The 26,164-nt window shown below is 74.5% G+C and carries 22 protein-coding genes; 9 read left to right on the top strand and 13 right to left on the bottom strand.

The annotated features are described in order from the left end of the window. Nucleotides 1-232: 232 nt before the first annotated feature. Nucleotides 233-1,315: a hypothetical protein gene (locus ACFY0X_RS12460; protein WP_387752682.1), complete on the bottom strand. Its 1,083-nt coding sequence runs from the start codon at nucleotides 1,313-1,315 to the stop codon at nucleotides 233-235. Then, nucleotides 1,312-2,175, bottom strand: a complete 864-nt coding sequence (locus tag ACFY0X_RS12455; RefSeq protein ID WP_387752679.1) for an RNA polymerase sigma factor — start codon at nucleotides 2,173-2,175, stop codon at nucleotides 1,312-1,314. The genes ACFY0X_RS12460 and ACFY0X_RS12455 overlap by 4 nt, the downstream gene beginning before the upstream one ends. Nucleotides 2,176-2,644: 469 nt before the next feature. Between ACFY0X_RS12455 and ACFY0X_RS12450 the strand changes: the two genes are divergently transcribed. From ACFY0X_RS12450 to ACFY0X_RS12435, 4 genes are all read left to right on the top strand, one after another. After that, entirely contained in the window at nucleotides 2,645-3,337 is a 693-nt protein-coding gene (locus tag ACFY0X_RS12450; protein ID WP_387752676.1) for a hypothetical protein, read from the top strand. A gap of 174 nt (nucleotides 3,338-3,511) precedes the next feature. Further along, nucleotides 3,512-4,249, top strand: coding sequence for a VC0807 family protein (locus tag ACFY0X_RS12445; RefSeq protein ID WP_387752674.1), 738 nt, complete (start codon nucleotides 3,512-3,514; stop codon nucleotides 4,247-4,249). A gap of 222 nt (nucleotides 4,250-4,471) precedes the next feature. Next, nucleotides 4,472-5,215, top strand: a complete 744-nt coding sequence (locus tag ACFY0X_RS12440; RefSeq protein ID WP_387752672.1) for a tyrosine-protein phosphatase — start codon at nucleotides 4,472-4,474, stop codon at nucleotides 5,213-5,215. 77 nt (nucleotides 5,216-5,292) lie between these two features. Then, the gene (locus ACFY0X_RS12435; RefSeq protein WP_387752670.1) at nucleotides 5,293-6,054 is read left to right on the top strand and encodes a Clp protease N-terminal domain-containing protein; all 762 of its coding nucleotides are present in this window, start codon (nucleotides 5,293-5,295) and stop codon (nucleotides 6,052-6,054) included. A 111-nt stretch (nucleotides 6,055-6,165) separates the two neighbouring features. On the opposite strand, the gene ACFY0X_RS12430 is transcribed toward ACFY0X_RS12435, so the two are convergent. The 6 genes from ACFY0X_RS12430 to ACFY0X_RS12405 all read right to left on the bottom strand — a co-directional run bounded on the left by ACFY0X_RS12430 (nucleotide 6,166) and on the right by ACFY0X_RS12405 (nucleotide 11,488). Further along, nucleotides 6,166-6,666 (bottom strand): NUDIX domain-containing protein, encoded by a 501-nt coding sequence (locus ACFY0X_RS12430; RefSeq protein ID WP_387752667.1) that lies wholly within the window; start codon nucleotides 6,664-6,666, stop codon nucleotides 6,166-6,168. A gap of 368 nt (nucleotides 6,667-7,034) precedes the next feature. Further along, nucleotides 7,035-8,096, bottom strand: coding sequence for a sigma-70 family RNA polymerase sigma factor (locus ACFY0X_RS12425; protein WP_387752665.1), 1,062 nt, complete (start codon nucleotides 8,094-8,096; stop codon nucleotides 7,035-7,037). A gap of 90 nt (nucleotides 8,097-8,186) precedes the next feature. Further along, entirely contained in the window at nucleotides 8,187-9,512 is a 1,326-nt protein-coding gene (locus ACFY0X_RS12420) for a serine hydrolase domain-containing protein (protein WP_387752662.1), read from the bottom strand. A gap of 211 nt (nucleotides 9,513-9,723) precedes the next feature. Beyond that, a complete protein-coding gene (locus ACFY0X_RS12415) occupies nucleotides 9,724-9,996 on the bottom strand; it encodes a hypothetical protein (RefSeq protein WP_387752660.1) in 273 nt (90 codons plus the stop codon). Between the two features lie 239 nt (nucleotides 9,997-10,235). Beyond that, the gene (locus ACFY0X_RS12410) at nucleotides 10,236-10,502 is read right to left on the bottom strand and encodes a UBP-type zinc finger domain-containing protein (protein ID WP_387752657.1); all 267 of its coding nucleotides are present in this window, start codon (nucleotides 10,500-10,502) and stop codon (nucleotides 10,236-10,238) included. 38 nt (nucleotides 10,503-10,540) lie between these two features. Then, a complete protein-coding gene (locus ACFY0X_RS12405) occupies nucleotides 10,541-11,488 on the bottom strand; it encodes a helix-turn-helix transcriptional regulator (RefSeq protein WP_387752655.1) in 948 nt (315 codons plus the stop codon). Between the two features lie 180 nt (nucleotides 11,489-11,668). Between ACFY0X_RS12405 and ACFY0X_RS12400 the strand changes: the two genes are divergently transcribed. After that, entirely contained in the window at nucleotides 11,669-12,430 is a 762-nt protein-coding gene (locus ACFY0X_RS12400) for an SDR family oxidoreductase (RefSeq protein WP_387752652.1), read from the top strand. Nucleotides 12,431-12,697: 267 nt separating this feature from the next. Continuing rightward, nucleotides 12,698-15,376 (top strand): lysylphosphatidylglycerol synthase domain-containing protein, encoded by a 2,679-nt coding sequence (locus tag ACFY0X_RS12395; protein ID WP_387752649.1) that lies wholly within the window; start codon nucleotides 12,698-12,700, stop codon nucleotides 15,374-15,376. 125 nt (nucleotides 15,377-15,501) lie between these two features. Here ACFY0X_RS12395 and ACFY0X_RS12390 read toward each other — a convergent pair whose 3' ends face one another. After that, on the bottom strand, nucleotides 15,502-15,702 hold the full coding sequence (locus ACFY0X_RS12390; RefSeq protein WP_387752647.1) for a hypothetical protein: 201 nt from the start codon (nucleotides 15,700-15,702) through the stop codon (nucleotides 15,502-15,504). A 223-nt stretch (nucleotides 15,703-15,925) separates the two neighbouring features. Between ACFY0X_RS12390 and ACFY0X_RS12385 the strand changes: the two genes are divergently transcribed. The 3 genes from ACFY0X_RS12385 (at nucleotide 15,926) to ACFY0X_RS12375 (ending at nucleotide 17,841) form a co-directional block, all read left to right on the top strand. Further along, on the top strand, nucleotides 15,926-16,465 hold the full coding sequence (locus ACFY0X_RS12385; protein ID WP_387752644.1) for a carboxymuconolactone decarboxylase family protein: 540 nt from the start codon (nucleotides 15,926-15,928) through the stop codon (nucleotides 16,463-16,465). A 162-nt stretch (nucleotides 16,466-16,627) separates the two neighbouring features. Continuing rightward, the gene (locus tag ACFY0X_RS12380) at nucleotides 16,628-17,272 is read left to right on the top strand and encodes a class I SAM-dependent methyltransferase (RefSeq protein WP_387752641.1); all 645 of its coding nucleotides are present in this window, start codon (nucleotides 16,628-16,630) and stop codon (nucleotides 17,270-17,272) included. After that, nucleotides 17,269-17,841 (top strand): TrmH family RNA methyltransferase, encoded by a 573-nt coding sequence (locus ACFY0X_RS12375; protein WP_387752638.1) that lies wholly within the window; start codon nucleotides 17,269-17,271, stop codon nucleotides 17,839-17,841. The genes ACFY0X_RS12380 and ACFY0X_RS12375 overlap by 4 nt, the downstream gene beginning before the upstream one ends. A gap of 192 nt (nucleotides 17,842-18,033) precedes the next feature. Here the strand turns inward: ACFY0X_RS12375 and ACFY0X_RS12370 are convergent, their stop codons facing one another. The 4 genes from ACFY0X_RS12370 to ACFY0X_RS12355 all read right to left on the bottom strand — a co-directional run bounded on the left by ACFY0X_RS12370 (nucleotide 18,034) and on the right by ACFY0X_RS12355 (nucleotide 26,109). After that, nucleotides 18,034-19,620, bottom strand: a complete 1,587-nt coding sequence (locus tag ACFY0X_RS12370; RefSeq protein ID WP_387752636.1) for a hypothetical protein — start codon at nucleotides 19,618-19,620, stop codon at nucleotides 18,034-18,036. Next, on the bottom strand, nucleotides 19,617-20,519 hold the full coding sequence (locus ACFY0X_RS12365; protein WP_387752633.1) for an ABC transporter ATP-binding protein: 903 nt from the start codon (nucleotides 20,517-20,519) through the stop codon (nucleotides 19,617-19,619). The genes ACFY0X_RS12370 and ACFY0X_RS12365 overlap by 4 nt, the downstream gene beginning before the upstream one ends. A 328-nt stretch (nucleotides 20,520-20,847) precedes the next feature. Continuing rightward, on the bottom strand, nucleotides 20,848-23,358 hold the full coding sequence (locus tag ACFY0X_RS12360) for a non-reducing end alpha-L-arabinofuranosidase family hydrolase (RefSeq protein WP_387752631.1): 2,511 nt from the start codon (nucleotides 23,356-23,358) through the stop codon (nucleotides 20,848-20,850). A gap of 129 nt (nucleotides 23,359-23,487) precedes the next feature. Further along, on the bottom strand, nucleotides 23,488-26,109 hold the full coding sequence (locus ACFY0X_RS12355) for an RICIN domain-containing protein (RefSeq protein WP_387752628.1): 2,622 nt from the start codon (nucleotides 26,107-26,109) through the stop codon (nucleotides 23,488-23,490). Nucleotides 26,110-26,164 lie beyond the last annotated feature (55 nt).

Below are 26,164 nucleotides of genomic sequence, written 5' to 3'. Positions count from 1 at the left end.
CCCGCCCTGACTGCGGGAGGGCGGGCCGCACGTTTCCGGGCCGGCCGGACCGGCGGGCGCGTCCGGGGTGCGCCCAGCGGTCCGGCCGGGGCCGGCCGGGTGGTCGGCGGGCACGGGGGAGCCGACCGGCCACCCGGGGTCTTCGGGTGGTGCTGGTACCGCGGGTGGTGCTGTTCCGGGTGGGCGCCGAGCCCGGGGGGAGTCGCCCGCCGCCCACCCGGAGTTCTGGGGGTTACCTCGCGGCCGACTGTTCGTCGTCGGACCGGTCGGACTTGCTCGGGTGGACGTCCTGGGTGGCGGGGGCGGTCGGTACGGGCGCGACGGTCACGCCGGTCTTGCCGCCCGGCCTGGCACCGGTGCCGCCCGTGTCGTCGCCGTTGCCACCGCCGCCGGTGTTGCCGCTCCCGTTGCCGCCGCCGTTCCGGCCGCCGTCGGTGTTCCCCTTGCCGGCTCCGGCGTTCGCTCCGGAACCGGCACCGGTGCCGGTTCGGGCCGGGTCGCGGCCCGGGGTGGTGGCGCCCTGGTGGTCGCCGTCCCCGTCACCGATCGCGGCCGCGCAGTAGTCCGCCACCCGGTCCGCGCCGCCGGCCGCCGCGACCAGCGGGCCGTACAGCGCCTCGCCGGTCAGCCGGGCCGGGCGCTCGCCCTTGGCCGTACGGTCGGCGAAGCCGGTGCAGAGGCCGAGCAGCGCGGGCGGGACGGCCGACCGGCCACCGCGCCCCTCGACCGACGGGGTGCCGGGCGTCGCGGGGTCGGACGGGACGACCGCCTGCGGTCCGGCGGAGGCGGTGCCGGACGGACTGGCGGAGCCGGACGCCACGGCACCGAACGGGGCCACGCCGACGGACGGCCCGGCGGCCGCCGGGCCCGACGCGGAGCCGGTGGCCGCGCCCTGGCCCGAGAGCCTGCGCTCCGGCGCGGACGGACCGCCGCCCAGCGCGGACGGCAGGTTGCCGGTGCCGGCGGCGACGGCCACACCGCACAGCGCGGTGGTGCCGAGCACGACGGCGGTGGCCTTCGTGCTGAAGGCCCTGGCCAGCGCGGCGGTTGCCATCGGTCGTCTCCGGACGGGGGTCGGTGTCGGTTCGGGCGCGAGACTCGCCTTCCGGAACGCGGCCAGGGCGGCCTCCTCCCCAGCCAGTTCCTCGGCCGTCGCGGGGGCGGCGGCCGCGGCGAGCACCCGGGCGAGCTGCCCGGGACCGCCGTCCGGTCCGGTGAGCGAGGCGTCCTGCCCGGCCGACGGGCCGCCCACGGCACCGCCGAGCAGCTGCTCGGCGGCATCACGGTCGATCCGACGGGATCGGTTGGTGCTCATCTCATGTCCTTCAGCGTCGCGGCCCGGTGTTCTGTCACACCCTGCGGAGAACTTTTTTTCGCGGGTTTCCCCGCGGGTCGCCCGGCGGCCTCTCCCCCGCTCGCTCCGGTGGCGTCTCCGCAGGCTCCGGGGCCCGGTCCGACCCCGGTTCCGGCCGCCGCCGCGCCACCCCGGGCGGCCGGGATGCCGACCCCGGACCCCAGCGGTTCGACCAGCTTGGCCAGCCGCCGCAACCCCCGGTGGGCGGCCATCCGGACGGTGCCGGCCCGCTTGCCGAGCACCCGGGCGGCGCTCTCCGCGTCCAGTTCCATGACCACCCGGAGCAGCACGGCCTCGGCCTGGTCGCGCGGCAGCCGGGAGATCAGGGCCAGCGCGTCCGCGGTGCCGACCGTGGTCAGCGCCGCCCGCGCGGTGTCGTCGCCCGCCGCCAGTTCGACCAGCTGCTCGAAGGGCAGGTCGGTGACCGGACGGCGGCGGCGGGCGCGCAGGTGGTCGAGGGCGCGGTGGCGGGCGATGGTGGCGGCCCAGCCGCGGAAGCCGTCCCCGTCGCCGGAGAAGCCGTGCAGGTCGCGGGCGATCTGCAGCCAGGTCTCGGAGGCGATGTCCTCGGCGTCCTGCACGTCCTCCGGCCGGCCGCCGACCAGGACCCGCAGGTAGCGCAGGAGGGCCGGCTGGACGGTCCGGAACAGCAGCCGGAACGCCTCCTCGTCCCCGCCCTGCGCGTTCCGGACCGCCTCGGTCAGGTCGGGGGGAACGGGGGCCGGGCCCGGTGGCGGGTCGGCGGGTGGTACTGGTCCGGACCGGCCGACGGGGCGGTCGGTGCCCGCTCCGGGGCGCTCTGCACTCTGCACCCCCCACATGATGCGCCATTCGGGCGACCACTTCGGCGCCGGCCGAAGGACCGGCCCGGCCGGGGCCAAGGTCCCGGGGACTGCTGCCGTTCGCCCACGGCCCGGCGGGACCCGCCCCGCCTAGGTTGTCGGTAGGCGAAGCAGTCCGGCCGCCGATGTGCGCCGGACGCCGGGTCCGCCGCCGCGTCCGGCCCGCCGCCGCACTCCCGCCGTGACCGATGGCACACGCACGACCCCTGTGGGCCCCGGACGCACGACCCTGCCTGGTTTGAGCCGTCCCGCCGGGGACCAGCACCGACCGGGGGCCGTCGACGACGGGGGCCACCACCGGCGGCCCGATCAGCGGGAGGACCGGCACCCACGACCGGCCGGACGACCGGACCGCACGAACGACCGGACCGTACGAACGACCGACCCGACCGACCGGCACGACCCGCATGCACGAACCCACACGACCGACCGGCAGGGAAAGAGCACGATGACGACCGCCCACGAGCTCCACGCGGAGGGCCTGCGCGAGCACCTCGCGCCCGCGCTGCGCGCCCTGGGCCTCACCGGGTGGCGCCGGACCTTCAGCCTGCCGGACGAGTCCCACTGGCTGCTGCTCGGCGTGGTCGAGCGCCCCGCCGCCGACCGGGTGTCCTTCACCTTCGACCTCAGCGTGGTCCGCCGCACCGACTGGACCGTCATGGACCTCCCCGGCCACCGGCCCGATCCGCGCACCCGCTACGGCATCGAGACCTGGCGGGCCCGGATCGGCGAGGTGCTGCCGGTCGGGGAGGACGTCTGGTGGGAGGTGCTGCCCGGGCCGCGCCGGTGGCTCCCGCTGGACGACGCCGTCGCCGCCGTCCGCCACTACGGCCTGCCGGAACTGCGGCGCCGGGCCGAGGCGGACCGCGCCCCCGCCGGGGAGACCTACCTCCTCCCCGCCGAACTGGAGGCGGTCAACGCCGCGCTGCTGACCGCCGCGGTGGCCCGGGTGCAGCGGGCCGAGCTGGCCGACAAGGCGCTGGTGCTGACCGGCGCCTGGACCCGGGGCGACCGCGTCGCCCGGACCGTCCTGGACGGCGTCGCGCGGGGCTTCCTGTCCGCCGGGGACGAGCGCTTCGGCACCGTCCGCTGCCTGGACACCCTGGGCCGCGAGCTGTGGGCCTTCCCCGACTGGGAGTAGCCCCCCGCCGAGAGGCAAGGAACCGCAGGTCGGAGCCGGTGTCACGGCGCGCACCATGACAACTGTCACGCGGATGAGGCAACGGACGGCACTGCTCTGACGGAGGGTCGGACGGAAAGACTGGAGGCACGACGCGGGCAGCGGCCCGCGGCCACCAGTCGGGGAGGAACCACCGTGAGCCAGACCGTCAGCGCCGCTGCCACCAGCACCGCCGCCACCAGCACCGCCACCGCGGGCGCCGCTCACGCCGGGGCGCCCAGCCCGATGGCCTCCGGGCTCCGCCCGCTCGCCCTCGACGTGGCCGCCCCGCTGGCCGGCTACTACCTGCTGCACTCGGCCTTCGGCCTGAGCGAGTTCGCCGCGCTGGCCTGGAGCAGCGCCTTCCCGGCCGCCCGGACGATCCTCGGCCTGCTGGGCGAGCGCAGGCTCAACCTGTGGGCCGCCCTGATGCTGACCGTCAACCTGGCGGGCCTGGCACTGACCTTCGTCACCGGCGACGCCCGGCTGATGATCGCCAAGGACGGCGGACTGAGCGGCACCGTGGCGCTGGCGATCCTGGTCTCCGGCCTGATCGGCCGGTCGGTGATGACCCCGATGCTGATGCCCTTCCTCACCAAGGGCCGGCGGGAGCGCACCGCCGCCTGGCACCGGCTGGTCGAGGGCCGGGCGGCCGGCTCGCGGGCCTTCCGCCGCCACGAGCGCCTGTTCGCGGGCGTCTGGGGCACCGCCCTGCTGGCCGAGTGCGTGGCCCGGGTGGTCGGCGCCTTCACCCTGCCGGTGTCGACCATGGCCTGGCTGTCCACCGTCCTGCTGATCGGCGCGATCGTGGCCGGCTCGGTGTTCGGCCGGATCGCGACCGACCCGATGGAGCGGCTGGTCCGCGCCGAGGCCGAGGCCCCGACCGCCGCCTGACCACCCGGTTCGCCCCACCCCGGCCCGCCCATCCGGCCCGACCACCCGCCCCGGCCACCGGCCCGCCGCCCCCATCCGGGCCGCCACCCCTGAACGGCCGGGCCGCCACGCCCTGAACAGCCGGTTCCCAGGGCTCGAACGGCGAGGAACCATCCGGATCTCCCGGGAGTCGTTACATAACGACGGGGTAACGGGACCCCTGACGAGGAAACGGGGAGCCCCATGAACCGGACGACGCACGCGCCGAGCAGGACCGAGGACCGCACGCTCGTCTGGGACGGCTGCCTGAACGTCCGCGACCTGGGCGGGCTGCCCACCGCCTCCGGCCGGCCCACCGCCCGCAGTGCGATAGTCCGGGCGGACAACCTGGACCGCCTCACCGCCGAGGGCTGGGACGCCCTCCTCGACCACGGGGTCCGCACCGTCGTCGACCTGCGCAACACCGAGGAGTACCGGCCGCTCCTCCCGCTCCCCGAGGACGTCGAACTGCTCCGCGTCCCGCTGGACGAACTGGCCGGCCCCGACTGGTGGGAGGCTCACGGCCGGCTGGACGGCACCCCGCTCGCGCTCCGCCCGTACCTGGACCACTGCCCGCACGCCGCCGCCGCGCTGGTCTCCGCGATCGCCGGAGCCCGCCCCGGCGGCGTGGTCGTGCACTGCGGCGCCGGCCGTGACCGCACCGGCCTGGCCGCCGTACTGCTGCTCGCCCTGGCCGGGGTCGAACGGGCCTCGATCGCCGAGGACTACCTGCTGAGCGGCCCCAACATCCGCCCGCTGTACGGGATGCTGGGCCTGCCGGACCCGTACCGCCGGATCGACGCGGTGCTCGCCGAGGCCGGGACCACCGCCGAGGCCGCCTTGGCCGACGCGCTCGACGGGTTCGATCCGGTCGGCTACCTGCTCGCGGCGGGCGTCGCGCCCGAATCGATCGCCGCCGTCCGGGAGCGGCTGCTGCCCGCCGGGTAGCACGGGCCGCCGAGTTCTCCGCGATCATCGTCAACTGATGGTTGACGACCCCCGGGTCGACAACCTACGGTTGACGCATGGAGAATCCCGTTGTTCCCAACACCACTCCGTTGCGCCTCGACGACCTGATCGCCGCGATCAAGAAGGTCCACGTCGACGCGCTCGACCAGCTCTCCGACGCGGTCATCGCCGCCGACCACCTCGGCGACCTCGCCGACCACCTCATCGGCCACTTCGTCGACCAGGCCCGCCGCTCCGGCGCGTCCTGGACCGACATCGGCCGCAGCATGGGCGTCAGCAAGCAGGCCGCCCAGAAGCGCTTCGTCCCCAAGGACCCGGGCACCCCGAACGACCTCGACGTGAGCCAGGGCTTCAGCCGGTTCACGCCCCGGGCCCGCAAGGTCGTGGTGGCCTCGCAGGAGGAGGCCCGCAAGGCGAACAACGCCGAGATCACCGCGGAACACCTGCTGCTCGGCCTGCTCGCCGAGCCCGAGGGCATCGCGGTCAAGGCGCTCGCCGCCCAGGGCGTCACCCCGCAGGCCGTCCGCACGGCGGCCACCGCCGCGCTGCCGACCGCCGTCGAGCAGACGGTGCCCGCCCTGATCCCGTACGACGCCCAGGGCAAGAAGGTCGTGGAGCTGTCCTTCCGGGAGGCGCTCAAGCTCGGGCACAACTACGTCGGCACCGAGCACATCCTGCTCGCGCTGCTGGAGCTGGAGAACGGCCAGGGCGTGCTGGCCGGGCTGAACGTGGACAAGGCCGAGACGGAGACCTTCGTCGCCGAGACGATCGCCGCCATCATCGCCGCCCGGAACCCGGAGTCCGAGCCCCCGCAGTGAGGCCCGACGCCCTGCTCCGGACGGAACCCCCGTCCGGAGCAGGGCACTTCCGCCCGCGGCCGCCGCGCGGAACGCCTCGGCGCAGGGCGCTCCGGCACGGATCGCCCCCGCTCAGAACCCGGAGACGTGGGTGGTGACGATCCGGACCCGACCGTCCCCGGTCGGGTCCAGCGCCTCCAGTGCCGCCCGCAGCCGGGCCGACCGGGCCGGGCCGAGCAGTTCCAGGGCGTCCTCGATCGACGCCCAGCGGTAGTCGTCCAGTTCACCGGCCGGGACGGTCACGGGGGTGCCGTCCGGGACGGTGCCGAAGTCGAACATGAAGTGCTGCGCGGGGTGGTCGAGTTCGGCCGAGGCATGGGTCCAGGAGATGGCCAGCAGCGCGCCGGCCGCCTGGACGATGCCGGTCTCCTCCGTCAGCTCCCGCGCGGCGCACTCGACCGGGCCCTCCCCGAGGTCGATCGTGCCGCCCGGGAACTGCCAGTGCTCGCGGTACCCGGCCTTCACGATCAGGATCCGGCCCGACTCGTCCCGCAGCAGGCAGCCCGCCGCCGCGTAGATCCGGGGCAGGGAGGCCAGCCACTCCTCGCGGGACTTCAGGGGCTCAGCGGTCACGGTGCTCCTCCTGGGCAGGTCGGTTCGGTCGCCCCCACTCTGCCACCCGCCCGGCCACCTGCTCAGCCGTCCGCCCGGCCACCCGCTCAGCCGCCCGACCGATGAGTCGGAGCCGCCCCGGCGGTCCTATCGGTATGGACACTGTGGAGACCACACCGGGCGGCCCCGTACTGACCTGCGACCTGGGCGCGCTCACCACCCCCGACCTGGCCGTCGTCGACGCGCTCGCCCGGCTGCGGCTGGCCGCCGCCCGGCAGGGGGTGGCCGTGGTGCTGCTGAACGCCGGCGGTCCGCTGCGCGAACTGCTGGCGTTCAGCGGCCTCTCGGCACTGCTGCCGGGGGCGACCGACCCCCTGGACCTCGCCGAGCTACTCGGCGACGGAGACGAAGCCCGTGACCGGCGCGGCGTGGGGCTCGGCCCCCGACTCGGCTTCGGCCCCGGACGCGGCCTCGGCCTCGGCTTCCAGCCGGGGCGGGAGGCCGAAGAGCGGGAAGAGCACGTCGGTGTCCAGGAAGTTGGTGAAGCCGGTGAACCGGCCCCCTGACACCTCCGGGACGATCAGCGCCCACGGCTCGTGCCCGCCGGCCGGGCTCGGCCGGTACTGCCCGAAGGCCGGGCCGCCGTTGGCCGTCACCGGAAGCAGCCGGGAGCCGCGACAGCCGTGTCCGGGGCCCAGCATCCACGCGCGGATCTCGTCCCGCCCGCGCAGCCACATCGCGAACGGCGGCATGTTGAGCGTGACGTCCTCGTGCAGCAGCGCGGCGAGGCCCGCCATGTCGTACGCCTCGAAGGCGCGGACGTAGCGGTCCAGCAGCGCGCGGTGGTCCTCGTCCAGTTCCGAGGCCGGCCCGGCGTCCGGGGCGTCGGCGGCGAGCACCGCCCGGGCACGCTGGAGCGCGCTGTTGACCGAGGCCACCGTGGCGCCGAGCAGTTCGGCCACCTCGGCGGCCTTCCAGCCGAGCACCTCACGCAGGATCAGCACCGCCCGCTGCCGGGGGGCGAGGCGCTGGAGCACGGCGACGAACGCCAGCTTCACCGACTCGCGCTGCGCGGCCACCTCGGCCGGGTCCGCCGTCTCGGGCAGCACCCGGCCGTCCGGCGCCGGACCGATCCACGTCACCTCCGGCAGCTGGGTGTCGTGCGCGGCGGCCACCGTCACCGGGCCCGCGAGGTCCATCGGCCGGGCCCGGCCGTTGCGGCCGTTCAGCGCGTCCAGGCAGACGTTGGTGGCGATCCGGTACAGCCAGGAGCGCAGCGCGGCCCGCCCCTCGAAGCCCTTGTGCCCCCGCCAGGCGCGGACCATCGTCTCCTGCACCGCGTCCTCGGCCTCGAAGACCGAGCCGAGCATGCGGTAGCAGTACCCCGTCAACTCGGTGCGGTACCGCTCCAGCTGGAGCTCGACCGGCTCCTCCGTGATCACGTCGGCCATGCCGCGCCCGCCCCCGTCGTCCTGCCGAATGCCCTGGTGAACGGCACGAACCTAGCGCACGCCACTGACAGCCGGCCGGGGGCGGTCGGCTCAGTGCTGTCCGTACACCTGGCCGGAGCCGAAGGCGGCGGTCACCAGCTTCCACAGGGTGGGGAACTCCTCGCCGGTGATGCCGGTCGGGTTGAGCCCCACGACCGCGCTGCGGGAGAAGTCCCGGGTGGCGAAGACGCCGGTGGTGTAGCCGGGCCGGGAGCCGTTCTTGCCCCACACCTCGGTGCCGTTCGGCAGGACGGTGCGCAGCAGGCCGGCGGTGCTGTAGCAGGCGTGCCCGGCGGTCGGGCCGATCTCGCAGTTCTTGTTGTGGTCGTTCGGCAGGTCCGGGACGGCGAACACCTCGGCCTGCTGGGCGGGTGGCAGCAGCCGGCCGCGGTAGAGCGCGCCGAAGAAGCGCTCCAGGTCGGCGGCGGAGGAGACCATGCCGCCCTCGCCCCACGGGTACGGGCTCTGCTCGGTGACGTCCACCCGGGCGGTGCTGCCGTCGGCGTTCCGGACGTCCACGTAGCCGGCGGCGTGCGGGCCGCGGATGGTCAGGTCGTCGGCGGCCGGGACGTAGGTGGCGCGCAGGCCCAGCGGGCCGGTGATGCGCCGCCGCACCTGGTCGGCGTAGTCGTCGCCGGTGACCCCCTCGATCACCAGCGCGGCGACGAAGTAGTTGTTGCCGTTGTACTGCTGTGCCGTGCCGGGCGCGAAGTTCATCGGCTGGGTGAGCATGTCCGCCACCACCTGCCGGGGGCTGAAGTACGTCGCCCGGTGCGCGGCGAACCACGCCGTGCTGCCGTCCCCCGAGGTCATCCCGCCGCCCCCCGGCAGGCCGCTGGTGTGGTTGAGCAACTGCCGCACGGTGACCGGCGGGTAGCCGGCCGGCAGCAGTCCGGGCAGGTACTGCTGGACGGTGCCGTCCAGGTCGACCCGGCCCTCGGCGGCGAGCTGGAGCAGCACGGTGGCGGTGAACACCTTGGTGACGCTGCCGATCCGGAACCGGGCGTTGGCCGGCACGTCCTCCCCCGAGGTGCCGCGCCACCGGGCGTCCGGACCGTCGGCCCGGACCAGTGCGCCGGTGATGTCGGCGGGCAGGGAGCGGAGGGTCTCGGCGAGCGCTTCCCGGTCCAGCGGGCCGGGTTGGGCCGCGGCGGACGCGGCGGACGCGGCGGGCACGTGGGGCGCGGCGGACGCGGCGGACGCGGCGGGCACGTGGGGCGCGGCGGGCTCGGCGGGCTCGGTCGAGAGGGTCACGGCGGCGGCCGGGGAGGCTTCCGCGGCCAGGGCCGGGGTCGCGACACCGGCCGTGGCGGCGGCGAGCAGTGCGCCGGCCGCCGCGAGGGCGGGCCAACGACCGGGGCGGATACGGGTGTTCATGCGGAGTCCCTCCAACGTCGGCCCGACCGGCGGCAGTGGGGACGCCCCGGTGGGCGGCCCGCCGGGTCGGCGGCTCTGACAGGAGAGAGTCTTCGGGTCCGGGCCGCGCCACGGCATCCGGGAGCGCCCCCGAACCGCCCCCGAGAAAGGCCCTGACCGCACGTCAGGGGCGGGCGGCCGCGATCCGGCCGCCCGCCCCGCGCGCCGCGACTCAGTGGGCGGAGTGCTTCTCGGCGCCGCGGTGCCGGTGCCCCTTGAGCTCGGCGTGCATCGCCGGGGCCGCGTGCATCGTGGTGCCCGGCGCGTCCCGTCCGCCGTGCCGGAAGGCCGCCCCGGTGCCGTACCCGGCGGAGGCGCTGGACATCGCACGGGCGCTCGGCATCGGCGCGAGCCGGGTGGGCGGGCTCGCCATGCCCCGGCGCTCGAGCAGTTCCTGGGTGCCCTGGCGGAGCTTGGCGGTGCTGCCGGGCGTTCGCTTGGTCATCGTCGGCCTCCCTTCGTCGACCGCCGGCCGGACGGATGCCGACCGGAGGGGCCGCACGGGCGTTATGTCCGGATTTTATCCGGGCTGCGGGCTCGCGCCACCGCGGGAAGGCCACCCGTTTGCGGGCGGGGGCATCGCCGAAGGCCTCCGCGGACGGCCTACGCGGGTCGGCTGCGCAGTGCGCGTCCGCGGTCGCCTCCGCAGGTCGCCGCCGCAGGTGGCCTCCCCGGGGGACCGTCTCAGCCCATGACCTCGTGGACGAAGCACCAGCGCCAGTCCTCCCCCGGCTCGTACGAGCGGATCACCGGGTGGGAGGTGTTGTGGAAGTGCGCGGTGGCGTGCCGCTGCGGGGAGAAGTCGCAGCAGCCGATGTGGCCGCAGTCCAGGCAGATCCGCAGGTGCACCCAGTCCCGGCGGCCCTGCGCCAGGCAGTCGGCGCAGCCGTCGGCGGGCGGCCGGGGCTCGATCTCCTGAGGAGCCAGAGCGAGGTCTTCGCAGGCGCTCATGACTGAAAGGCTATGCCGCCCCGGCGCGGAGCGCCCGCTCAGGACGCTTCCGCCCCCTCGGCGGCCGCCGCCCCTCCGGCCGCCACCCCGTCCGCCGCCGCTCCGCCTGCCGCCGCCTCCTGTGCCACCGCCCCCGGCGCCGTCCAACTCGCCAGCAGCGCCAGCTTCTGGGCGGTGGGCGAACCCGCCGGGGCGGTGTAGACGACCAGCAACTGGTCCGGCGAGCCGTTGACGCCCAGGGTCTCGTAGCCGAAGTCGAGTTCGCCGACCAGCGGGTGGTTCACCAGCTTGACCCCGTGGGTCTTCTCCCGCACCAGGTGGTCCGCCCAGAGCCGGCCGAACTCCACGCTACGCAGCGATAGTTCGCCCACCAGGGCGCCCATCGCGGGATCCTCCGGGTGCAGCCCGGCGTCCCGGCGCAGGAAGGAGACGGTCTCGGCGGCGACCGCGTCCCACTGCCGGTAGTACTCCCGGGCGGACGGGTCGAGGAAGGCGTGTCGGGCCTGGTTGGGCAGGCCGTCCGGGCCGGCGTCGGAACGCGTCGAGAAACCGTTCACCGCGTCGCCCAGCGCGTTCCAGGCGAGCACGTCCATCCTGCGGCCGAGCACGAAGGCCGGCACCTCGGTCATCAGGTCCAGCAGCAGCCGCGTCCCCGGGCGGACCGGCTGCCGCCCCCGCCCCCTGGCTGTGGAGGCCGCCGGGGCCGCCGGGGCCTTGGGCGGACGGACCAGCGAGCGCAGGTGCGCGGCCTCCACGCCGTCGAGCCGCAGCACCCGGGCCACCGCCTCCAGCACGGCGTCCGAGGCGCTGCCGCCCCGGCCCTGCTCCAGCCGGACGTAGTAGTCGACGCTGACGCCCGCGAGCTGCGCCACCTCCTCCCGGCGCAGCCCCTGCACCCGGCGGCGGCCGTGCGAGGGCAGGCCCACCTCCTCCGGCAGGATCCGGGCCCGGCGCGAACGGAGGAAGTCCCCCAGGGTGTTCTCCATGCCCGGCAGGTTAGCCCCGGGCTGGTGCGCCGAGGGTGGTACTGCCGTTCCCAGGCTCCGCCGTCCCGGGAAGGGCCGTCCCGGGAACGCGGTTCCCGGGAGACGCGCAGCCCTGGGTAGCCGCCCGCGGCCCGCGCAGAGTGGTCGACGTCAGCCCGACCGCACCGTCTGGAGCCCCCGATGAGCTACCCGTCCCTCGCCGCCCGCACCGCCGTCGTCACCGGAGCCGCCAGCGGCATGGGTGCCGCCACCGCCCGGCTGCTCGCCGCCTCCGGCGCCCGGGTCGCCCTGCTCGCCCGCCGCACCGGGCGGCTGGACGCCCTCGCCGCCGAGATCGCCGCCACGGGCGGACAGGCCCTCGCCGTCACCGCCGACATCACCGACCAGGCCTCGGTGGACGCCGCCGCGAAGACCGTCCACGGGACGTACGGCCAGGTCGACCTGGTGGTCAACAACGCCGGGGTGATGCTGCCCAACCCGCTCGCCGACGGCCGGATCGACGAGTGGACCCGCATGGTGGACACCAACCTCACCGGCGCGCTGCGGATCGTCCGCGCCTTCGGCTCCGACCTCACCGCGGCCGCCGCCGAGGGGCGCACCGCCGACCTGGTCAACGTCTCCTCGATCGCCTCGCACGTGGTCTTCCCCGACTACGCGGTGTACGGGGCCACCAAGGCCGCGCTCACCCAGCTGTCCGCCGCCCTGCGCAGCGAGTTCGGCCCGCGCGACGTCCGGGTCAGCGCGATCGAGCCCGGCCTGACCGACACCGAACTCGGCGGGCACATCGACAACCCGGTGCTGCGCGAACAGCTCGGCGGCATGTTCGACGCCATCCCGGCACTCGGGGCCGAGGACGTCGCCGACCTCATCGCGTACACCGTCAGCCGCCCCCGGCACGTCAACCTGCGCCACCAGGTCGTCCTGCCCACCCGGCAGGCGTAGGGGCGGTCGCCGCGTCGTACCGGCACGGCCGAATCCCCGCTCCGCGCCCACGGGCGGCATGGGAGCATGCCACCCGTGGCGATCGTGACGGGGAGAACGAACGGCGACACCGACGGGGGCGACCCCGGCGGTGCGCCCGCGCGGCGGGAACGCGGCGCGGGGACGCGGGACAGTGGCGGCGGGAACGGCAGTGAAGGCGGCAGAGGCAGCGACACCGGCGGCGGGGCACCGGCCGACCGCGGCGGGGCACCGGACGACCGTGAGGCGGTGACGGCCGACCGTGAGGCGGCGACGGCCGACCGTGAGGCGGTGGCGGCCGCCGCCCGGATACCCGGGCAGGCCGGCCCCGGCCGGTTCCGGGCCCGCCCGCTGCCCGCCACCGACCGGGTCCGGCAGCCCGTCGCCCTGATCCGGCTGCTCGGCGGACTGTTCGCCATCGCCCTCACCCTGCTGCTCGCCGACTACGCCCGGGCCACCGTCGGCGGCATCGCCGCCGACGTCGCCGAGGCCGCCGCGCTGGTACCCCGCCCGCTGGGCGGCCTGGCCGGCGGGCTCACCACCGCCGCCGTCCTGCTGCTCCCGGTCGGCCTCGCCGTCCGCCGGCTGCTGGGCCCCGACCGGCGGCGCGCCCTCCAGCAGGTCTCCGACGGGCTGCTCGCCGCCGTCCTCGCGTACGGCGCCACCCTCGGACTGGACCTGTGGGCCGACGGCCTGGCCCCGCTCTCGCTGCTCACCGCGCTCACCCAGCCGCTGCCCGGCGGCGGGCTGGGGCACACCGAACCCGTGTACGGGTACCTCGCGCCGGTCCTCGCCTTCATGACCGCCTCCGGCAGCCGGGAACGCCGCCTGTCCTGGACCGTCCTCGCCCTCTCCGGCCTCGCCGGACTGACCGGCGGGTACGCCACCCCCACCGCACTCCTGCTCGGACTGCTGATCGGCTGGACCGGCGCCCACGGCACCCTGTACGCCGTCGGCACCCCCGACCCCTGCCCCCGGCCCGGCGAGGTCCTGCGCGCCCTGCGCGACAGCGGCCTGCACCCGGTCGAGGCCCGGCCGGCCGGCCCCGACCGCTACCGGGTCCGACAGGCCGACGGTCGCCCCGACCTCGACGTCCAGCTCCTCGACCGGCAGGCCGTCACCGCCGCCGCCGTCCAGCGCGCCTGGCGCCGGCTGCGGCTGCGCACCGCCCCCGACCCGCGCGTCCTGCGCTCCCCCCGCACCGGGCTGGAGCACGAGGCCCTGGTCACCTACGCGGCCCTCGCGGCCGGCGTCCGCACCCGCCGCATCGCCGCCACCGCCGGCATCGGCCAGGACACCGCCCTCATCGCGTACGAGCGGCTCGCCGGACGCACCCTGGACGAACTCGCCGACGAGGAGATCACCGACGAGCTGCTCACCGACGCCTGGCGGCAGTTCGCCCTGCTCCAGCGCCGCGAGATCGCCCACCGCGCCCTCGTCCCCTCCTCCCTGCTGATCGACGACTCGGGCGCGGTGCACCTGGTCGACTTCGCCGACGGCGACATCGCCGCCACCGAGCTCGTCCTCTGCTGCGACCTCGCCCAGCTCCTCACCACCCTCGCCCTGCGCGCCGGGGCCGCCCGCTCCGTCCGCACGGCCACCGCCGTCCTCGGCCCCGACCCCATCGACGCCGCCCTCCCGCTGCTCCAGCCCATCGCCCTGACCCACACCACCCGCCGCGCCCTCAAGCAGCACGCGAAGCGCACCGCTCCGCGGGCCGCCGGGCCGGCCGGAAACGGCGGCGGGGGCTCCGGCGGGCCCGGGTCCGGAGGCGGGGCCGAGTCCGGGCCCGGGTCCGGAGGCGACGCCGGTGCTCGCCCCGCGGCGGACTCCCGGCCCACCGTCGACCCGGGCGCGCCGGGCGGTGGCGACGGACCCGCCACCGGCGCGGACCCCGGGCACGACGTCCCCGCCACCGGCGGGCTGCTCGACGAGATCCGCGCGGAGGTCCTGCGCGCCCGCCCGCAGGCGGTGGGCCGACCGGTGCGGCTGGAGCGGCTGCGACCGCGGACCCTGCTGGTCGTCGTGGGCGGGGTGGTGGCCGGGTGGCTGCTGATCCCGCAGCTGTTCGCGGCGGAGGACAACCCGGTCTCCGCCCTGGCGGACGCCGATCCGTGGTGGCTGCTGCTGGCGCTGGCCGCGGCGGCGGCGAGCCACGTCGCGGCGGCGATGGGCTTCGTCGGCTTCGTGCCGGAGCGGCTGGACTTCCGCAACGCGGTGCTGGCCCAGGTGGCCGGGTCGTTCGTGAAGCTGGTCTCGCCCGGCGGCGTCGGCGGCGTCGCGCTGAACACCCGCCTGTTGCAGCGGGCCGGCATCCCCACCGCGCAGGCGCTGTCCAGCGTCGGCGTGGGGACGCTGATCGGCCTGGTGCTGCACCTGCTGCAGCTGGGGGCCTTCGTCTACCTGCTGGGCTTCGAGCCCGGCGGCTCCGAGCTGGACGCGCTGCCCGCGGTGGTCGGCGGCCTGGCGGGGGCGGCGGCGCTGCTGGCGGCGGTGTCGGCCATCCCGGTGGCCCGGCGGTGGCTGGCCACGCGGCTGCGGCCGCTGACGGCCGAGGTGCTGCCGCGGCTGCTGGACCTGCTGCGCAGCCCGGCCCGGCTGGCGGTCGGGGTGACCGGGCAGCTGCTGGTGTCGATCTGCCTGATCGCCTGTCTGTACTGCTGTGCCCGGGCGATCGGCCGGGAACCGTCCTTCGCCTCGGTCGCGGTGGTGTTCCTGGTGGGCAACGCGGTGGGCAGCGCGGCGCCGACCCCGGGCGGGGCCGGCGCGGTGGACGGGATGCTGATCACGCTGCTCCAGCAGACCGCCTCGATGGAGCGGGGCGGCGCGCTGGCCGCGGTGGCGCTGTACCGTCTGCTGACGCTGATCCTGCCGGTGCTGCCGGGCTGGGCGGCCTTCGTCTGGCTGCAACGCCGCCGGGCCCTGTAGCCGGGGCGGCCCCCGACCCCCCGCGCTCGGACCCCGGGGAGTCGGACTGCGGGGGGCCGGGTGGCCGGGGCGTCGGGGCTCCGGGCGTGGGGCCCGGGGCGTGGACCGGACCCGGCGCCCACCGGCTACTCCCGGTACTCCTCCTCGTCGTGGCGGACCGCCCGGGTCTGCTCCACGACGTCCGCGACGTCGGTCGCGGGGTCCGCACCGACGGCCAGGCGTTCGGCCACCACGTCGTACGTGTCGCCCTCGGCCGCCTTCTCGTCGGGCTCGACGGTCTCGGCGGTCTCCTCGATCAGGTATTCCTCGTGCTGTTCCTGCGGCATGGCATCCGTCCTCACTGTTCGGAGGCCTTCACGGGCCCGGCTGGCGTACTGGCAGTATCCGCCGCCCGGCGCCGGGACGCGAAGTGCCGACGGCGCTCCGGCGTGTTGCCGGGCCTCCTGCGGATACCCTGGCCGGTGCCTCGCATGCCCGCTCGATTGACCCGTGAAAAAGCACCCTCAATGACCCATGGACGGGGTGCATTCCGCGCCTAGGGTCATAGCCATGACGACGAACGAGAACACCCTGACCACCGAGTTCCCGCAGACCGCCGAGGCCGCTCGGACCGCCGAGGCCGCTCGGACCGCCGACGCCGTCGCGGCTCCCGCCCGCCTCGACTACGCCCGCACCGCCCCCAAGGTGTTCCGCGCGATGATCGCCCTGGACGCCGCCGCCCGGGACGGCCTGGACCCTGCCCTGGTCGAGCTCGTCCAGATGCGCACCTCGCAGCTGAACGGCTGCGCGTACTGCCTGGACATGCACGCCAAGGACGCCCGCAAGGCCGGCGAGACCGACGAGCGGATCTACCTGCTGCCGGTCTGGCCGGAGGCCCCGGTGGGGGTGTACACCGAGCGCGAGCGGGCCGCCCTGGCGCTGGCCGAGGAGATCACCCGGATCGGCGGCGGCGTCTCGGACGCGGTGTACGCCCGGGCCGCCGCGCACTTCGCGGAGGCCGAGCTGGCGCAGCTGATCTCGGTCTGCTTCACCATCAACGCCTGGAACCGGATCAACGTGGCCACCCGCAAGACCCCCGGCACTGCCTGATCGCGCCCCGTCCGGGTCGCCGCCGGGCAGCGCCGGCTCCGCCGGCGCCCGGATCGGCGCCCGGACCGCCGTCCAGGCCACCGGGGTACGATCGGTGCCGTACGAAGGGCTAACCCACACCCACCCGGTGGCCCCGAGGCCCATACGAACGACGGGGAAATCATGTCCGGCTCGCACTACTTCACCGGTGCACCCGAGGTCGCCAGCGACCGCCGGCCGATCACGGTCTCCCTGCCGGACCTCACCCTGGAACTGACCACCGACACCGGGGTGTTCTCCCGCAGCCGGCTCGACCCGTGCACCCGGATCCTGCTGGAGCACGCCCCGCAGCCGCGGGTGCGCGGTCCGATCCTGGACATCGGCTGCGGCTACGGTCCGATCGCGCTGACCTGGGCGAGCCGTCGCAAGCGCCTCCCGGTCTGGGCGGTGGACGTCAACGAGCGCGCCCTGGAGCTGGTCCGGCTGAACGCCGAGGCGCTGGGGCTCGGCAACGTCCAGGCCGCCCTGCCCGACGACGTCCCCGAGGACGTCCGCTTCGCCACCATCTACTCCAACCCTCCGATCCGGATCGGCAAGGCCGCGCTGCGCCGCCTGCTCACGCACTGGCTCGACCGGCTGACCCCGGACGGCTCGGCGTTCCTGGTGGTGCAGAAGCACCTGGGTTCGGACTCGCTCCAGAAGTGGCTGAACGAGCAGGGCTACCCGACCACCCGGGTCACGTCGGTCAACGGGGTGCGGATTCTGGAAGCGCGGCCCCGCCCCGAGGTGGGCGAGGGCTCCGAGAGTGGACGAGGTACGACGACGTGAAGCAGCTGCGCGGGACCGAACTGAAGCGTCTGCACCGCTCGTGGCGGCGCAGCAACGAGTTCCGGCTCGCGATGATCCTGGAGAACCTCCAGTCGCCGTTCAACGTCGGCTCGGTGGTCCGCACCGGCGCGGCGATGGGCGCGGAGAAGCTGTACCTGACCGGGGACACCCCGTCGGTGCGCTCCTCCGGTGCGCAGAAGGCCGCGATGGGCACCGACAAGTACCTGAAGGTGGAGCACTTCCCGACCGTCGCCGAGGCGGTCGCGGCGGCCAAGGCGGACGGCTTCAAGGTCGTCGGCCTGGAGCTGGCGGACGAGGCGGTGCCGATGTTCGCCGCCGGACTGACCCCGGCGGTGGCCTTCGTGCTCGGCCACGAGGACCGCGGGATCACGCCCGAGGCGCTGGCCCTGTGCGACCAGGTGGTGTTCGTGCCGCAGCTGGGCCGGGTCGGCTCGCTGAATGTCTCGGCGGCCGCGACGGTGGCCTGCTACGAGGCGCGCCGGCAGGGCTACGCGATCAGCGGCACCCCGGACGGCGACCTCGCGGGCGACCTCGGCGACGACGAGTAGCACCTCCTCTGTCTCCACGGGAGCCCGGGTCGTCCGCCGATGACCCGGGCTCCCGGCTTCGGGCTCCCGGCTTCGACCAGCCCGTGACGCCGGCCCCGTGCTCGGCTCGCGTGGCTCGGCCCGCGACCGCGCCCTCGGCCAACTCCTCCTCGGCCGACTCCCCCTCGACTCCGCCCTCGGCCCCCTCCCCACTCAGTCCTTGACGTTCCGTCGGGCGGCGCCGACCAGGAACACCACCGCGAGCATCGCCGCGGACAGCGCTCCGACCAGAAGCGGCCCTGGACCGGCCGGGCTGCCGCCCACGCGCACCGCCCCCATGAAGTCGACCGCGGCGACGTTGTTGACGAGCACCCACCAGAGCGGCAGGTAGACCGCCTGGAAGAGCCGGTGGCTCCGGCTCACCACGCCGAGCACCATGGCCAACGAGGGGACGAACAGCGCGCCGCCGACCCAACTGGCCGTCCCCGCGCCGTCCCCCGCCACCAGCATGCGTATCAGCGGGGCGACGCCCGTCACCGCCGTGAGCACCAGCCCCGACGCCCACTCGGCGAGCAGCCGGCGCCGGGCCGACGGGTAGGCGCCGAGCAGCACCTCCAGGCCGTTCTCGACCTGCTGGCTGCCGAGCCTGGACCAGACCAGGACCGGCCACAGCCAGACCAGGGGCAGCAGCAGGCCGGTGACGGCGTTCATCGGCAGCACGAACCCGGCCACCGTCAGCGCGGCTGCGGTCGGCCACCACCAGCGGGAGACGCCCTGCACCAGGATCCGGACCTCGCCCGCCAGCAGCCGGCCGAACGCCCCGGCCCGCCGCGGTACGGTCCGCGGCAGTGTGGTCCGCGGCAGTGCGCCCGGCGCGGTCGCCCAGCGCGCCCCGGCGGGCTCGGCCCCGTCCGACCCGTACGGCGCTTCGGCCACCGCCTCGGCACCGGAGCCACGCGCGGGGTCGAACCTGCCGAACCACAGGGCCGGCAGCAACGCCACCGCGAACGCCGCCAGGAACAGCGCCAGCCGGGCGAGGACGAACCCGGAGGACACCTCGAGACCGTCCCACCGGAAGGTGCCCAGCGGGCTGTCGACCTTCGTCAGGCCGAGGCTGAACTGCCCGAGGTCGGCCGTCCCGCGCTGGGCCTCCAGCGCCGTGCCCATCGACCGCGCGACCTGGTGCACGCCGAGGCCGTCCAGCGGCGCGGAGGCCGACTGCCCGCCGATCGCGAGCACCATGGCCAGCACGAACCACACGACGTTCCCGAAACCGCCCCGCAGCGGCGGCACCGTCTCGAACAGGAGCGCCGCCGCCGCGACGAGCGCCATCACGGGTAGCGAGAGCAGCAGGAACGGCTCCACCAGGGCGAGCGGATCGACCGCGCGGTCCTCACCGCGGGCGAGCTGCATCAGCAGCGCCGTGCCGGCCAGCGTGCCGACCATCGAGGCGAGCACCAGCAGGTTGCTCAGGAACTTGCCCACCAGGTAGCGCGAGGTGGACAGCGGGGCGGCGGCGAGGATCTGCCCGACCCCGGTCGTCACGTCCCGCGCGATGCCGCTGCGCACCACGTAGAAGCCGCCGAAGGTGAGCCAGAGCGCACCGGCGAGCGCGGTGACCGCGCCGACGTAGGCGCTGTTGTAGACGCCCCGGTTACCGCCCACGTCCATGATCGTCCAATGGCCGCCCGCGTCCGGCACGGCCAGGTAGCCGAGCCCGACTGCGGCGAGCAGCGTCACCGCGTACACCGGCCGGCGCACCCGGTCCCGGAAGTCGCCGATCACCAGCCCCCCGATCACCGGCTCACCGCCCGCTGCCCGGCCTGGCCCCGCTCCCCCGCTCCCCGGATGACGCCCAGGTAGGCGTCCTCCAGATCGGGTGTCACCGGGACGGCGTCCGCCCACGGCCGCCCGGCGGCGATCACCCGCAGCCGTACGCCGTTCCCCGTCCGCACCATCCGGCTGACCACGTGGCGGGCCTGCGCGGCCGGCACCTCGCCCGGATCGACCACGGCCTCCCACACCTGCCCGTCGATCTCCCCGAGCAGCTCCTCCGGCGCGCCCCGGCGCAGCAGCCGCCCCTGGGCGACCACCGCGATGTCGGAGGCGACCGACTCCACGTCGGAGACGATGTGGGTCGACAGCAGCACGACCCGCTCGGCCGCGAGCTCGCTGAGCAGGTTGCGGAAGCGCACCCGCTCCTCCGGGTCCAGCCCGGCGGTCGGCTCGTCGACCACGATCACCCTGGGGTCGGCCAGCAGCGCCTGCGCGATGCCGACCCGCCGTAGCATGCCGCCCGAGTACGCGCCGAGCGGGCGCTTGACCGCCTCGGTCAGGTTGACCAACTCGATCAGCTCGTCGATCCGGGCCTTCGCGGACCGGGCACCGATCCCCTTGGCCGCCGCCAGGTAGGACAGGAACTCCCGCGAGGTCAGGTTCGGGTACACCCCGAAGTCCTGGGGCAGGTACCCGAGTTCCCGACGCAACCGGTCCGGCGCCGCCACCACGTCGACACCCTCGTACCGGACCTGCCCGCCCGTGGGCCGGGTGACCGTCGCCACGATCCGCATCAACGACGACTTCCCCGCCCCGTTCGGCCCCAGCAGCCCCACCATCCCCGGCCCGAGCCGCATCGTGATGCCGTCGACGGCCCGCTTGCCGCCCTTGTAGACCTTGGTGACACCCACCAGTTCGAGCATGCTCCCCGTCTCCCCGCCCCGACTCACCGAACCACCGCACCCTCCGGAAGGCTGCAACCGGGCCCGCCCCTCGGGCCCACCGGTAGCCTCACCGATCCCCGGCCTCCTGCCATCTGCCGTTCGGCAGATATCCCGTTGGACCAAGGACAGAGTTTCGCCCCGCCCAACCCCGCCAGCCCCGGCCCAGCCGCCCCGCCCCACCTCGACCGGCAACCCCGCCAACGCAAGAGGCCCGGGTCATCGACAGATGACCCGGGCCTCCGACAGGTCGACGGCGGACGGCCGCCCGGCCCGCGGGCTAATCGGCCGTCCGTGTGTCTGCGGTGCTTCAGCGCTTCAGGGTGAGGACACCCGGGCGGTACGGCAGCTGGTCGTAGGCACCGCCCGCGTCGCGGGACTTGCCCTGGTAGAGGAACTGCAGGTTGCAGGGATCGATGGTCATGGTCTGGTCGGGGTTCTCGCGGACGAGGTCGCCGTGGCTGATGTCGTTGGTCCAGGTGGCTCCGCTGTTGGCCTTGCCCGCGAACGGGTTCGCCTCGGAGGCGGCCTGCGGGGTCCAGGAGCCGTTCAGGCTGGTGGCCGTGAAGGAGCGGAAGTAGCGGCCGCCGGCCCCCATCGCCTCGACGATCATCAGGTACTGGTTCTGGCCCTTGACCTTGTAGACCTGCGGGGCCTCGAAGAGGTTGGCCGTGGTGTCGCTCATGACGGTCGTGTAGGAGGAGCCGAAGCTGCTCGGGAAGTTCCCGATCGGCATGCTGGCCCGGTAGATGCTGCCGTTGTCGCCGGCGAAGAACAGGTACATGTTCTGGTCGTCGGCGATCAGGGTCTGGTCGATCGGCCCGGTGCTCGACTTGGGGATGCTGCCGGTGAACAGCGGCTGCGGCTCCGACCAGCCGTTGGGATTGGTCGGGTCGCTCGACGTGCGGTAGACGAACGGCCACTGGCCCCACTGGTACGCCAGCACCCAGATCTTCTTGGGCGCGAAGTAGAACAGGGTGGGCGCCACCGCGGACTGGCTCATCCCGGTCTGCTTGGCGGAGGCCATGTCGGACCAGTTGGTGAACGGGCTGAACGCCATCGAGCCGTACGAGGACCCGTTCGCGTTCGAGGCGTAGACCAGGTGCTTGCCGTTCACCGTCACACTGGTGAAGTCCTTCACCGAGGTCCACCCGTTGGCGGGCTGCGCCAGCGCACCCGTCGAGCTCCACTGGTACGTGGACGGGAGGGCGCAGGTGCCGCCCGCCGCAGGGGTCGTCGGGGTCGGCGCGGGCGTCGGGGCCGCCGAGCCGGTCGGCTTCAGGTTCCAGTGCTGATTGGCCGCGCCCCAGGAGTCCCAGATCTGGACCGGGGTGCCGTTGGCGGTCTGGTTGCCGGGGGTCTCCAGGACCCGGCCGCTGGCGACGTTGGTCAGCGTGTACGAGCCGTCGCTGTTCCGGCTCGCCTTCCAGTGCTGGTTGCTGCCGCCGTTGGAGTCCCAGATCTGCGGCTTGGTGCCGTTGGCGGTCCGGTTGCCCGGCTCGTCCAGCACCCGGCCGCTGGCGACGTTGGTCAGTGTGAACGAGCCGTCGCCGTTCCTGGTGGCCTTCCACTGCTGGTTGGCGGCGCCGCTGGCGTCCCACACCTGGAGCGGGGTGCCGTTGCCGTTGTACCCGGCGGGCTGGTCGAGGACGCGTCCCTCGGCCGCCACCGCGGAGATCGTGTAGACGGTGCCCGAGTTGATCTCGGAGCCCGGCTTGCCGCCTCCCCCGGCGACGCCGAGGGCGGCGAGGACGGCGGCGTGGGCGGGCTTCCGGTTGCCCTTGTCGTCGAACAGCAGCGCGTTCTCACCGGTGCGCCAGGAGTCGCTGTCGCGGATGCCCCACACCGTGATGCCGGTGCAGCGGGCGACGTTGAGGCAGGCCTGGACGGCACTGGAGTACGCGGTGGTGGAGGCCTGGGCGATGTCGAGCTCGGTGATCTGGACGTCGACGCCGAGCGCGGCGAAGTTGGCCAGCGTGGTCTGGAAGCCGGCGGGCGGGCCGCCGTTGCCGAAGTGGCTCTGGAAGCCGACGCAGTCGATGGGCACGCCGCGGGACTTGAAGTCCTTGACCATGCGGTAGACGCCCTGGGTCTTGGCGTCGTTCCAGTTCTCGATGTTGTAGTCGTTGTAGCAGAGCTTCGGAGCGGGGTCGACGCTCCGCGCGGTGCGGAAGGCCTCCTCGATGAAGCCGTCGCCCAGCACGTCCTGGAACACCGAGCTGCGGTGTCGGCCGCTGCCGCCGTCGGCGAAGGCCTCGTTGACCACGTCCCAGGCGTAGATCCTGCCCTTGAAGTGGCTCATGGTCTGGGTGATGTGCTGGTTCATCACCCCGCGCAGGGTGCCGGCGTCCTTGATGGCGCCGACCCAGCCGGGCAGTTGGGAGTGCCAGACCAGGGTGTGGCCGCGCAGCCGCTGGCCGTGCGCGGCGGCACGGTCGGCTATCGCGTCGGCGCCACGGAAGGTGAACGAGCCGCGGGACGGCTCGACGGCGTCCCACTTCATCTCGTTCTCCGGGGTGATCATCTTGAATTCCCGGTCGAGGATGCCGGTGTACGTCTGGTCGCCGAGCCGGCCCGCGGCCACGGCCGTGCCGAAGTAGCGGCCGCCCGCGGCGGACGCCGCCTCGCCCAGCGTGGTCGGCGAGGCGGCGTCCGGGGTGAGCGCGGCCTGGGCGACCAGCGGTACGGCGGCGCCCACGGCGGCGACGGCCAGGGCGATGGCGACCACCCGACGGGTCGGCTTGCGGCGGCGGTGAGCGCGGTTCTGTTCTGCCAACGGATTGTCCCTCCGGCGATGGGCCCCGTTCAGGGCCCAGATCATCCGTCAGTTGCCGTCGGTTGGGAAAAGGTTGCCGCGGCCGAGGAAATGATTCGCGGTGATCGTGAAGGCCGGCCGGCACGGCGGGGCCGCGGGCAGGTGCGCACCCGTGGCCCCGCTGGTGAGCGGGTGTCAGGAGGGGTCGCCGACCTGGAGGCCCCGTCCGTTGGTCCCGATGTAGACGCGGCCGTAGGTGTCGGGGTCGCCGGTGATGATGCCCATGCCCGCGAAGTTGCCCCACTGGTGGGCGTCGTCATTGACGCGGACCCAGGTGGCGCCCTGGTCGGTGGAGCGGAAGACCCCGGCGACGTCCTTGACCGTGCCGATCAGGTACAGGGCCTGGTAGGAGGCGCCGGGTGCGGCCTTGCCGAACCCGAGACCGGAGGCGGACTGCACCGAGCTCAGCGTGGTGAAGGTGCGGCCGCCGTCGGTGGAGTGCAGCAGGCCCTTGCCGCCGCCGGAGATCCACAGGTCGCCCGCGATGCCGGGGACGGCACTGAGCTTGCCGGTGGGCAGGTTGTGGGCGCGGGCGGAGAAGGTCGCGCCGCTGTCGGTGCTGGCGTACAGCGTGCCGTTGGACAGCGAGTAGAAGGTGCTGCCGGTCGACCGGTCGGCGACGACCTCGGCGTCGTTGCCCAGGCCGCTGACCTTCGTCCAGCTCGCGCCCCGGTCGGTCGAGCGGTACGGGGCCTGGCCGGCCTCGGTCCAGACGAAGCTGGAGCCGTCCGCCGCGATCGCGATGCGGCCGCTGTCCGCGCTGGCCACCGGCTCGCCCTTGAAGCCGCTCCAGGTGTGGCCGCCGTCGGTGGAGAGGGCGCCGTCCTGCTCGCCGCCCCTGCCGACCCGCACCACCAGCGAGGGGTTGGACTGGGCGAAGTCGACGGAGGTGCTGTTGTGGATCGTCGGGTTGACCAGCCGCCCGGTGGGCTGCTTCGTCAGGTCGTCGTACACGAAGCCGCCCTGGTCGCCCATGGAGGTGACGAGGGCGACGGCGCCGGGCGGGGAGACCGCGTCGTACAGCGCCGTCTCCTCCAGCCCGCGGGCTCCGACGGTCCAGTGGCTGGTGCCGCCGTTGTCGGTCGCGTTGGCGTCCCTACTGGCCCAGATGCCGTTGCCGGTGCCGTACATCACGTGCCCGGAGTCGAACGGGTCGATGCTCAGGGCGGTCATCCAGTGCCCGATGCCGGTGCCGAGGTAAGGGGCGAGGGAGGCGTCCCGCTCGGACCGGTCGGACTGGGTCTTCCAGGACGCACCGCCGTCGGTGGAGCGGTAGAGCTCGTCCTGCGGCCACCAGCGGTCCAGGGTGGTGACCATCACCGTGGACGGCTTCTGCGGGTCGACGGCCAGACCGGAGAACCCGTAGCCGCCCTGGGACGGCGAGATGTTCTTCCACGCCCCACCGGAGGTGGTGTACTTCCACACCGAACCCGCCGTCACGTCGTTCGGCCCCGGCTTGTCGGAGTACGTCAGGTACAGCGAGCCGTCACCGGAGAGCACACCGTGCTGCGGAACCTGGCCGGTGGGCTGCCCGGAGACCGCGTGCCAGGAGTTGCCACCGTCGGTGGACCGGTACAGGTTGGTGGACCTGTCGGCGACGCCGACGTAGACCGTGTTGCTGCCGGCCGGGCCGTACGTCACGAAGGAGATGCCGGTGCCGAAGCTCGCGCCGTCCTTGACCGGGAACGAGGAGACCTGGTTCCAGGTCTGACCGTGGTCGGTGCTGCGCCACAGGCCGTTCTTGCGGGTGCCCAGCAGCAGGTTGTCGTGGTTCGCGGGGTCGATCACCAGGCGCTCGCCCGCCCCGCGGGCGTCCTCGTTGCCGCCCAGCTTGAACGGCAGGTCGGTGCGCTGGAACGTGCGGCCGCGGTCGGTGGAGCGCAGGATCGAACCGTTACCGGCCCAGTCGTTGGTGTAGGTGCCCGCCGCCAGGTAGAGCCGGTCGGGGTCGACCGGGTCGGTGGCCAGCGACTCGATGCCCAGCAGGTTCCAGTCCTTCTCGCCGACCCAGTCGGTGAGCGGGATCCACTGCTCGGCCCCGGGGTCCCAGCGGTACGCGCCGCCCATGTCGGTGCGCGCGTACAGCAGGCCCTTCTCCTTCTGGTTGAAGACCAGGCCGGTGACGTAACCGCCGCCCGCCACCGGGGCGTTGCGCCACGTGTACGAGCCGTTCCCGGCGGCCGGGGCGTCCCCCGACTTCACCAGCTTCCACTGCTGGTTGGCCCCGCCCGTGCCCGGCCACTGGATGACCTGCGCGCCCCGGGCCGTGGAGTACCCGGAGACGTCCAGCGCCTGACCGCTCCGGCGGGAGGTGAAGGTGACCGCGTCGGAGCCGCTCACGGTGTCGATCCGCCACTCCTGGGAGGCGGCGGAGCTGTCCGTCTGCTGCTCGGCCGCCGCGCCCCGGGCGGTCGAGTCGCCCGCTATGCCCAGCACCTTGCCGCTGTTGCGGTTGACCAGCTCGTAGTAGCCGCCCCTGGTGGACCGCAGCCGCCACTGCTGGTTGGCGGTGTTCTGCTCGGTCCACTGTTGGATGCGGGTGCCGTCGGCGGTGGAGAAGCCGTTGACGTCCAGCACCTGACCGCTGCGGACCGAGACCAGCCGGTAGAAGGCGCCGTCCTCGACCACCGCGGCCCGGGAGTCCTCCTGCGTCAACAGGTACGCCCCGGCGGCGAGGGGTACGGCGAGCAGCAGAGCACTGGCGCTCCAGCGACGGCGGTGGCGCCCGCGGCGCCCACCGCTCGTGGGGTTGCTCATGGGTAGGCGTTCTCCTTGCGACTGATCACGAGAGAGGCGTGGGCCCGGTACCGCC

It is taken from the genome of Kitasatospora sp. NPDC001547 (assembly GCF_042894165.1).
In the GTDB taxonomy this organism is placed as follows: Bacteria; Actinomycetota; Actinomycetes; order Streptomycetales; family Streptomycetaceae; genus Kitasatospora.
Note: the sequence above shows the minus strand (reverse complement) of the source record. Positions and strands in the feature narration are given on the sequence as shown.

Bases quoted from the DNA above. Each gene is read 5' to 3' on its own strand.
- ACFY0X_RS12460 (WP_387752682.1), bottom strand. From the start codon at position 1,315: ATGAGCACCAACCGATCCCGTCGGATCGACCGTGATGCCGCCGAGCAG.
- ACFY0X_RS12455 (WP_387752679.1), bottom strand. From the start codon at position 2,175: ATGTGGGGGGTGCAGAGTGCAGAGCGCCCCGGAGCGGGCACCGACCGC.
- ACFY0X_RS12450 (WP_387752676.1), top strand. From the start codon at position 2,645: ATGACGACCGCCCACGAGCTCCACGCGGAGGGCCTGCGCGAGCACCTC.
- ACFY0X_RS12440 (WP_387752672.1), top strand. From the start codon at position 4,472: ATGAACCGGACGACGCACGCGCCGAGCAGGACCGAGGACCGCACGCTC.
- ACFY0X_RS12435 (WP_387752670.1), top strand. From the start codon at position 5,293: ATGGAGAATCCCGTTGTTCCCAACACCACTCCGTTGCGCCTCGACGAC.
- ACFY0X_RS12425 (WP_387752665.1), bottom strand. From the start codon at position 8,096: ATGGCCGACGTGATCACGGAGGAGCCGGTCGAGCTCCAGCTGGAGCGG.
- ACFY0X_RS12420 (WP_387752662.1), bottom strand. From the start codon at position 9,512: ATGAACACCCGTATCCGCCCCGGTCGTTGGCCCGCCCTCGCGGCGGCC.
- ACFY0X_RS12415 (WP_387752660.1), bottom strand. From the start codon at position 9,996: ATGACCAAGCGAACGCCCGGCAGCACCGCCAAGCTCCGCCAGGGCACC.
- ACFY0X_RS12410 (WP_387752657.1), bottom strand. From the start codon at position 10,502: ATGAGCGCCTGCGAAGACCTCGCTCTGGCTCCTCAGGAGATCGAGCCC.
- ACFY0X_RS12405 (WP_387752655.1), bottom strand. From the start codon at position 11,488: ATGGAGAACACCCTGGGGGACTTCCTCCGTTCGCGCCGGGCCCGGATC.
- ACFY0X_RS12400 (WP_387752652.1), top strand. From the start codon at position 11,669: ATGAGCTACCCGTCCCTCGCCGCCCGCACCGCCGTCGTCACCGGAGCC.
- ACFY0X_RS12390 (WP_387752647.1), bottom strand. From the start codon at position 15,702: ATGCCGCAGGAACAGCACGAGGAATACCTGATCGAGGAGACCGCCGAG.
- ACFY0X_RS12385 (WP_387752644.1), top strand. From the start codon at position 15,926: ATGACGACGAACGAGAACACCCTGACCACCGAGTTCCCGCAGACCGCC.
- ACFY0X_RS12380 (WP_387752641.1), top strand. From the start codon at position 16,628: ATGTCCGGCTCGCACTACTTCACCGGTGCACCCGAGGTCGCCAGCGAC.
- ACFY0X_RS12365 (WP_387752633.1), bottom strand. From the start codon at position 20,519: ATGCTCGAACTGGTGGGTGTCACCAAGGTCTACAAGGGCGGCAAGCGG.
- ACFY0X_RS12360 (WP_387752631.1), bottom strand. From the start codon at position 23,358: ATGATCTGGGCCCTGAACGGGGCCCATCGCCGGAGGGACAATCCGTTG.
- ACFY0X_RS12355 (WP_387752628.1), bottom strand. From the start codon at position 26,109: ATGAGCAACCCCACGAGCGGTGGGCGCCGCGGGCGCCACCGCCGTCGC.